Below are 1,130 nucleotides of genomic sequence, written 5' to 3' on the forward strand. Positions count from 1 at the left end.
CTGCGTCATATTCGAATTGCATTTTGCGGTTCTTGCGCGGTGGGATGCAGGCGGTTGCCTTGGCGTCGCTCAGCCAGTCGCGCAGGTGATTTGCGTCGTAACCTCGGTCTGCAATGACGGTGGTTCCCCTGGCAATATATGGCTCAAGGCATTGATTCGCATGGGTAATATCGGCTCGATGCCTGAGGTCAGATGCAGATGGACCGGCTTGCCACTGCCATCGCACACCAGATGCAGCTTTGAATTCAACCCGCCTTTTGTCTTGCCGATATCCCGTCCTTCGCCGGTGTTTTTTTGGCACCATTGGCTGCGATGCGATGGGTTTTGACATGGCTGGCGTCGATCATCAGCGTGGAAAGATCTGCCGTCTCCCGCGCCAAAGTTTCGAACACATGCTCGAAAACGCCTGCTTCAGACCAGCGTTTGTAGCGGTTGTAGAGCGTCTTGGCGGGGCCATATTCCGGCGGCACATCGGACCAGCGATAGCCTCGCTGAATGCAGAAAATGATGCCCGATAACACGCGCCGGTCGTCGACACGCGGAACACCGCGCGGCGTATTGGGCAACAAGGGCCTGATTTTATTGTACTGTTCTTCGGTGAGCCAGAAATGCGACGACATGAACCCCCCCGGATTTCACATCTTGAATCACATCAGCGTTTATAGGTCTACGCCCTAGGCTCAGGCCCCATTAATCGGCTTGAGATCGCATTGGTCGCATGCTTCACCCCCCAGACTTTCAGGGGGTATCATGAGCAATCTTTTTTGGCTGACCGACGAACAGATGGCGCGGCTGCGACCGTTTTTTTCCAAGAGCCATGGCAAGCCGAGGGTTGATGATCGGCGGGTGTTGAGTGGGATAATCTTCATCAATCGCAATGGCTTACGGTGGTGCGATGCGCCCAGGGAATACGGCCCGCCGAAGACGCTCTATAATCGCTGGAGACGTTGGAGCGAGATGGGTGTTTTTGCCAGGATCTTTGAAGGGTTGGCTGCGGAAGCGACGGACCTGACGACGATCATGATCGATGCGACCTATCTGAAAGCCCATCGTACAGCGTCCAGTCTGGGCGTCAAAAAGGGGGGCGTGGGCGCCTGATCACTGCCGGGCAGTGATCGAGATCATGTTCG

At 55.8% G+C, this 1,130-nt stretch carries 2 protein-coding genes and 1 pseudogene; 1 reads left to right on the forward strand and 2 read right to left on the reverse strand.

Going from position 1 to position 1,130, the window contains the following annotated elements:
• Together AKJ29_RS19030 and AKJ29_RS15775 are read right to left on the reverse strand one after the other, a co-directional pair.
• Positions 1-226 (reverse strand): transposase (locus AKJ29_RS19030; protein WP_161805463.1); only part of this gene is annotated, 226 nt, incomplete at its 3' end.
• Positions 227-245: 19 nt separating this feature from the next.
• Positions 246-620, reverse strand: coding sequence for an IS5 family transposase (locus tag AKJ29_RS15775; RefSeq protein ID WP_055190382.1), 375 nt, complete (start codon positions 618-620; stop codon positions 246-248).
• 130 nt (positions 621-750) lie between these two features.
• Here AKJ29_RS15775 and AKJ29_RS15780 point away from each other — a divergent pair.
• Positions 751-1,092 (forward strand): annotated as a pseudogene (locus AKJ29_RS15780) (transposase); the annotation flags it as partial.
• Between the last annotated feature and the right edge of the window lie 38 nt (positions 1,093-1,130).

Source organism: Aliiroseovarius crassostreae (assembly GCF_001307765.1).
Classification (GTDB): Bacteria; Pseudomonadota; Alphaproteobacteria; order Rhodobacterales; family Rhodobacteraceae; genus Aliiroseovarius; species Aliiroseovarius crassostreae.

Bases quoted from the DNA above. Each gene is read 5' to 3' on its own strand.
- AKJ29_RS15775 (WP_055190382.1), bottom strand. From the start codon at position 620: ATGTCGTCGCATTTCTGGCTCACCGAAGAACAGTACAATAAAATCAGG.